The sequence below is a fragment of the Nitrobacter sp. 62-13 genome, assembly GCF_001896955.1.
Classification (GTDB): Bacteria; Pseudomonadota; Alphaproteobacteria; order Rhizobiales; family Xanthobacteraceae; genus Nitrobacter.
Genome location: NZ_MKRN01000177.1, coordinates 1 through 6,276 on the forward strand (window position 1 = coordinate 1; position 6,276 = coordinate 6,276).

Annotated in this window: 6 protein-coding genes and 1 pseudogene; 3 read left to right on the plus strand and 4 right to left on the minus strand. The window is 61.4% G+C overall.

The window, feature by feature from the left end; all coding sequences use genetic code 11:
- The 4 genes from BGN91_RS12675 to rpiA form a co-directional block, all read right to left on the minus strand.
- The coding region (locus tag BGN91_RS12675; protein ID WP_292613687.1) for a 3-deoxy-7-phosphoheptulonate synthase at nt 1–650 on the minus strand (650 nt) is incomplete at its 3' end.
- A gap of 262 nt (nt 651–912) precedes the next feature.
- The gene (gene gor / locus BGN91_RS12680) at nt 913–2,298 is read right to left on the minus strand and encodes a glutathione-disulfide reductase (RefSeq protein WP_292613689.1); all 1,386 of its coding nucleotides are present in this window, start codon (nt 2,296–2,298) and stop codon (nt 913–915) included.
- A gap of 18 nt (nt 2,299–2,316) precedes the next feature.
- Entirely contained in the window at nt 2,317–2,826 is a 510-nt protein-coding gene (locus BGN91_RS12685; RefSeq protein WP_292613691.1) for a DUF2059 domain-containing protein, read from the minus strand.
- Between the two features lie 22 nt (nt 2,827–2,848).
- The gene (rpiA, locus tag BGN91_RS12690) at nt 2,849–3,547 is read right to left on the minus strand and encodes a ribose-5-phosphate isomerase RpiA (protein ID WP_292613694.1); all 699 of its coding nucleotides are present in this window, start codon (nt 3,545–3,547) and stop codon (nt 2,849–2,851) included.
- Nucleotides 3,548–3,934: 387 nt separating this feature from the next.
- Here rpiA and BGN91_RS12695 point away from each other — a divergent pair, with 387 nt between their 5' ends.
- From BGN91_RS12695 to moaA, 3 genes and pseudogenes are all read left to right on the plus strand, one after another.
- On the plus strand, nt 3,935–4,624 hold the full coding sequence (locus BGN91_RS12695) for an HAD family hydrolase (RefSeq protein WP_292613696.1): 690 nt from the start codon (nt 3,935–3,937) through the stop codon (nt 4,622–4,624).
- Between the two features lie 150 nt (nt 4,625–4,774).
- Nucleotides 4,775–5,251, plus strand: a complete 477-nt coding sequence (locus tag BGN91_RS12700) for a hypothetical protein (RefSeq protein WP_292613698.1) — start codon at nt 4,775–4,777, stop codon at nt 5,249–5,251.
- A 114-nt stretch (nt 5,252–5,365) separates the two neighbouring features.
- Nucleotides 5,366–6,276, plus strand: a pseudogene (gene moaA, locus BGN91_RS12705) (GTP 3',8-cyclase MoaA); the annotation flags it as partial.

The window sequence follows — 6,276 nt, forward strand, 5'->3', positions numbered from 1 at the left end:
CCGCAGGCGCGCATGAAATTGAGCGCGTCGGAAATCCGATCTGCCAGTTCCTTGTAGCGCCGCGACTGCTGGGAATCCTTGATGAACCCCAGCATCCACTCATGGACGCTACCGAGATTGGCGAACCCTCCGGTCGCGAAGGCGCGCAGCAGGTTCAGCGTCGCCGCCGATTGCCGATAGGCCATGATCTGACGATGCGGATCGGGTACTCGCGACTGCGCGGTGAAAGCGATGTCGTTGACGATGTCGCCGCGATAGCTCGGCAATTCGACGCCGTCGATTTTCTCCATCGGCGACGAGCGCGGCTTGGCGAACTGACCGGCGATGCGGCCGACCTTCACGACCGGCAGCGCGCCGGCATAGGTCAGCACCACCGCCATCTGCAACAGCACGCGGAAGAAGTCGCGGATGTTGTTGGCGCCGTGCTCGGCGAAGCTCTCGGCGCAGTCGCCGCCTTGAAGCAAAAACGCCTCGCCGTTTGCGACTCGAGCCAGGGCCTTCTTCAGATTGCGCGCCTCACCCGCAAAAACCAGCGGCGGAAACGTGGCAAGCTGTGCCTCGACTTCGCCCAATGATTTCGCGTCCGGATAATCCGGCATCTGCTGCACGGGCTTGGCCCGCCAGCTATCGGGTGTCCACCGCTCGGACATGAGGTCAACTCCTGAGGAAAAACCGCCACTTAACGGGGAAGAGGCGACGGGCCGTATATACACAGGCTGGCCGCGCCGCGCCAGTTGGCATTAAGTTTCTCTGCGCAAGATATTGTAAACAAATAATAATTCTTCCAACCGGCTTTTGTCGGGGCTACCGGTTGAGCCGGCATCGGGGTCCGGTTCGTTTAGCCATGGATGTTCGCTTACCGGCATGAGCACCGGAGCCACCGCGCAACGACTTGAAACCAGCAGAAAGCCTTCACTCCGCCGCTTCGCGCACATGACGGGCGGCCGGCGTCCGCATGGTCACGAGTTCTTCCGCCGCAGTGGGATGCAATGCCATCGTCGCATCGAAATCCGCCTTCTTCGCCTTCATCCTGATCGCAATGCCGAGAACCTGCACCATCTCGGCCGCGCCATCACCGACGATGTGGCAGCCCAGAACGCGATCCGTCGTCGCGTCCACCACGAGTTTCATCAGGATGCGGGTGTCGCGGCCGGACAACGTCGCCTTCATCGGCCGGAAACTCGTCTTGTAAATATCGACGTTGGTGAACTGCGCCAGCGCCTGCCCCTCGGTCAAGCCTACCGTGCCGACCTCGGGCTGCGAGAAGACCGCGGTCGGAATGTCCGCATGATCCACGCGCGTGGGTTTGTTGCCGAACACCGTATCCGCAAATGCATGAGCCTCGCGGATCGCAACCGGTGTCAGGTTGAAGCGGTGCGTGACATCCCCGACCGCGTAGATGTGCGGCACGTTGGTTTGCGAAAAGCCATTAACGGCGATGCCGCCGTTCTCCGGATTGATGGCGACGCCGGCCTTTTCGAGTCCGAGATTTGCAACGTTCGGATGCCGGCCGATCGCAAACAGCACCTGATCGGAGGCAACGCTCGAGCCGTTCGACAAGTGAGACGTGAATTCGTCACCGTGCCGATCAACCTTGTCGACAGTGCATCCCGTAAGAACGGTGATGCCCTCTTTTTCCATCTCCGCGCGGACGTGCGCGCGAACATCGTCGTCGAAACCGCGCAGGATGTTGTCGCCGCGGTAGATCACCGTCACATCGCTGCCGAATCCCGCGAAGATGCACGCGAATTCGAGCGCGATATATCCGCCGCCCTGGATCGCAATTCGCTTCGGCAACTGCTTCAGATGAAACACCTCGTTGGAGGAGATCACGTGCTCGATGCCCGGAATGACTCGCCCGTGGTTCGGCGCGCCGCCCGTGGCGATCAGCACGTGCTTCGAACGAATGGCTTCGCCGGTCGCCAGCCGCAGCGTGTGCGGATCCTCGAAAACCGCCCTCGTCTTGACGACGCGCGCGCCCGCCTTCTCGACATTGGATGTATAGGCTGCCTCGAGCCTGGCGATCTCCTTGTCCTTGTTGGCGATCAGCCTCGGCCAGTCGAACGTCGCAGACGGGATCGACCAGCCAAAGCCGGCGGCATCTTCGATGTCGCGGCGGATGTGAGATCCATAGACCAGCAGTTTCTTCGGCACGCATCCCCGGATGACGCAGGTGCCGCCCATCCGGTATTCCTCGGCAATCATGACGCGCGCGCCATAGCCGGCGGCGATGCGGCCGGCGCGCACGCCGCCCGACCCCCCGCCTATGACGAAAAGATCGACGTCGAAATCAGCCATGCGCAGCTTGGACCGGACTCAGATTTCCTTGCCGCGCTTGCGCATTTCCGCGCGGAATTCGCCATTGACGATCTCCGCGAACTTCTGCGCCCACTGGTTCATGTATCCCATGCTCTGCTCGATCGCCTTAGGCTCCTGCGCGATCAACTTCTGTCCCAGCGGAGACTTGTAAAAGGTAACCAGGTCCTTCAACTCCTGCTCGGTAAAATGGCTGGCATAAATCTTCGCCATGCCTTCACCGATCTCCTTCTCGCGGCCCGCCAGCGACTTGGCAACGATCAAGGCGACCTCGTTGAGATCCTTCTGATAGTTCAGATTGGATTGAAGCAGCGTGGTCTTTGTCCGTTCCACCATGCCCGGAACGGCATTGGCGTACATGGCGTCCGCGTGCTTCAGCTTCAGAAGCTCCTTGGCCGATGCAATGGCGGCGGCCGAGGGTTGGGCGGTCTGCTGAGCCGACGCAATGCCTGAGAATGCCAGCCCCACGGCCAGACAAGCCATCGGCAGAAACCTTGAAAGACCCTTCATCTCGATTCTCCTGGTTGCGGCGCTACGGCCGCTCAACAACGCGAATTCCCTGTGCGCCCGCCAACATCGCCACGCGCGCAAGGCCAATGAACAAGCCGTGCTCGACAACGCCGGGTATCGGATTCAACAACCTGGCCAAATGGGAGGCATCGGGTATTTGCCCGAGGTGGGCGTCGAAAATCCAGTGGCCGCCATCGGTGACGAAAGCATGGCCGTCCGGCCCCTTTCTGACGACCATTTGACCGGAAGCGCCGGCTTTCTCAAACGCCTCGGCAATAGCACGTCGCGTCGCCGCAAGCCCGAAGGGAATGACTTCGATCGGCAGCGGAAAACGCCCGAGGCCGGCCACCCACTTCGTCTCGTCCGCGATCACGATCATGCGCTCCGAGGCCGCGGCCACGATCTTCTCGCGCAGAAGCGCCCCGCCGCCGCCCTTGATCAGATTCAGGTCGGGGTCGATTTCGTCCGCGCCATCGACCGTCAGATCGAGGCGGTCGAGATCGTCCAGGGTGGTCAGCGGAATGCCGCACCGCTCCGCATCGGCTCGCGTTGCTTCGGATGTCGGCACGCCGACAACCTTCAGCCCGTCGCGAACGCGCTCACCCAAAAGCTCGACAAAGTGCTTGGCGGTGGATCCCGTTCCGAGGCCCAGCTTCATGCCATCCTGAACGTATTCAAGGGCACGCGCCGCAGCCTGTCTTTTCAATTCATCCAACGTCATTACGACCTCGATTTTGCGCAGCCCGCCTGTCCGGCGAGGCATTTCCAGGTGACCAGCCGCCGAGGCGTATCGGTCAAGCGAACTCCTGGATCCGCACTAATTGTAGGATTGCTGGCGTCCCGTTGATTCCGAAGCCCGAGTCAAGGGTTGCCGCAAGGACATGTCAGTCGGAACACTGGCAAACTTATGATTCCAGTGTGGTTTAGGTCCGGAAGTTCACCTGAAAAACTCGCAGAGAAGATGAGCGAACTTCCGAACCTAAACCACACTAGCGTCGTTCGGCTGTAAGGAACAGGGTAATCCGGCGTTTTCCTGCAAAGCCCCCGGGTCCCCGCTTCGCACGTCGCCCTTGCATGTCCCGCGCGAGACGGGTACCGATCCGCCATCATGACGTCTTCCCCTTCTCCCATGGTCGTATTCGACCTCGACGGGACACTGGTCGATACCGCGCCCGATCTCGCCGCCGCACTGAACTTCGTTTTGAACCGCGAAGGCCTGTCAACGGTATCGTTGCCAACAGCCCGCTCGATGATCGGCGCGGGGGTTCGGCGCATGATCGAACGCGGTCTCGAGCACGAGGATCACCCCGCGACGGCGGATGACGTCACGCGGATGATGGCCGACTTCATCGACTATTATACGGCGCACATCGCCGACGAATCCCGTCCGTTCGAAGGACTCATCGAGGCGCTCGACGATCTGGCGGTGCGCGGATATCGTTTCGCGGTCTGCACCAACAAGCTGGAAGCGCTTGCCAAGCAGTTACTCGACCAGCTGGGATTGAGCCCGCGGTTCGCTGCGATCTGCGGAGGCGACACCTTCGGCGTATCCAAGCCGGATCCGGCTATTCTGCTGCAGACAATCGCACGTGCGGGAGGCCGCCCCGAAAGCGCGATCATGGTCGGCGACGCCGGCCCGGATATCGGAGTGGCGCGCCGGGCCAGCATTCCCGTAATCGGGGTCGGGTTCGGCTATACTGAAGTTCCCATCGCAGAACTCAAGCCCGACCGTGTCGTGGCGCATATGAGGGAGTTGCCGGAAGCCGTCCTCGCCCTTCATGCTTCGGCTATGACATAAATTACTGATTTTCATACAATAATTAAGGTCGTCCGATACGGATATCAACAGTCGGGTCACCGGTGTTGCGACAGCCCGGTCGCACTTCTATGGTCCGCACGGGGAGGCTGCGGCGGCTCGCCGCAACCGCAAGTGACGGATTGATTGAACATGCGCCGGTTTATCGTGATCGCCGTGGCAGGCATCGGCCTGGCCGGCTGTTCTTCGTTTTCACCTGATGCATTCAAGCCTGCGCCGCCGAAAGTAACGGTTGAACTGGACTCCGTGCCGCCGGGCGCGGAGGCCCGGACGTCGCAGGGACAGTCCTGCAAGACCCCCTGCTCGCTGGAAGTCCCGGCGGCCGAAAGCTTCAGCGTGTCCTATACGCTGGCCAATTATCAACCTTTGACAGTGCCCGTGCAGGTCACGCATCAACCCGGCGACCTGACATCCCCTGCAACCACGACGGCCGATCCCAACCCGGTGGTCGAAGAACTGCAACCGGCCACGCCTCCGAAACCTGTCCGCAAAAAGCCCCGCAAGCGGCGCGCGCCCAAAGCAGCCGCCCCTGCTCCGGCAGCCGGGTCGCCCGCGGCAGCCTCGCTCTTCCCCGAACCGGCCGAAGTTCCGGCCGCTTCGGACCGTTAATTTCTTACGCACTGCAGCAAACACAAACCTTAGCGCATTGCGCATTGTATGGTAGCTGCAATCTGCCTACATTGCGGGATAAGGCTCCGCTTGCCGTGCGACAAGGCAAATTGCATGACCGGTTCTTCTGCCCTCACCGAGACTTCAAGCTCCCGCAAGATGGTCGACCCGTTTGGCCGGTCCATCAGCTATTTGCGCGTATCGGTCACGGATCGCTGCGATCTTCGCTGCTTCTATTGCATGTCCGAAGACATGACCTTTCTGCCGAAGGTCGATCTGCTGACGCTGGAAGAACTCGACCGTCTATGCTCGGCGTTCATCGCCAAGGGCGTACGCAAGTTGCGGCTGACCGGCGGCGAGCCGCTGGTGCGCCGTAACGTGATGTCGCTGTTCCACTCGCTGTCGCGTCACCTCGAGACCGGAGCGCTGAACGAACTGACGCTCACGACCAACGGATCGCAACTGGCCCGTTTCGCCTCTGAGCTGAAGGATTGCGGCGTGCGGCGGATCAACGTGTCGCTCGATACGCTCGATCCGGCCAAGTTTCGCGAGATCACGCGTTGGGGCGACATGCAGAAGGTCATGGCCGGCATCGACGCGGCGCAAGCCGCAGGCCTCGCCGTGAAGATCAACGCGGTCGCTCTCAAAAACCTCAATGAAGATGAAATTCCATCTCTGATGGAGTGGGCGCACGGCCGGGGCATGGCGCTGACCCTCATCGAGGTCATGCCGATGGGCGACATCGGCCAGTCCCGCACCGACCAGTACCTGCCGCTGTCGATGGTGCGCGCGCGGCTCGCCAGCCAGTACACTCTCACCGACGTCGATGACAGCACGGGCGGCCCTGCCCGCTATGTTCGGGTCAGCGAAACCGGCGGGAAACTTGGCTTCATCACGCCGATGACGCATAATTTTTGCGAGTCCTGCAATCGGGTCCGCATCACCTGTACGGGCACCCTGCATACCTGCCTCGGCCATGAAGATGCCTCGGACCTGCGCCGGCCGCTGCGCGCATCCGCCAGCGA

Bases quoted from the DNA above. Each gene is read 5' to 3' on its own strand.
- gor (WP_292613689.1), bottom strand. From the start codon at position 2,298: ATGGCTGATTTCGACGTCGATCTTTTCGTCATAGGCGGGGGGTCGGGC.
- BGN91_RS12685 (WP_292613691.1), bottom strand. From the start codon at position 2,826: ATGAAGGGTCTTTCAAGGTTTCTGCCGATGGCTTGTCTGGCCGTGGGG.
- rpiA (WP_292613694.1), bottom strand. From the start codon at position 3,547: ATGACGTTGGATGAATTGAAAAGACAGGCTGCGGCGCGTGCCCTTGAA.
- BGN91_RS12695 (WP_292613696.1), top strand. From the start codon at position 3,935: ATGACGTCTTCCCCTTCTCCCATGGTCGTATTCGACCTCGACGGGACA.
- BGN91_RS12700 (WP_292613698.1), top strand. From the start codon at position 4,775: ATGCGCCGGTTTATCGTGATCGCCGTGGCAGGCATCGGCCTGGCCGGC.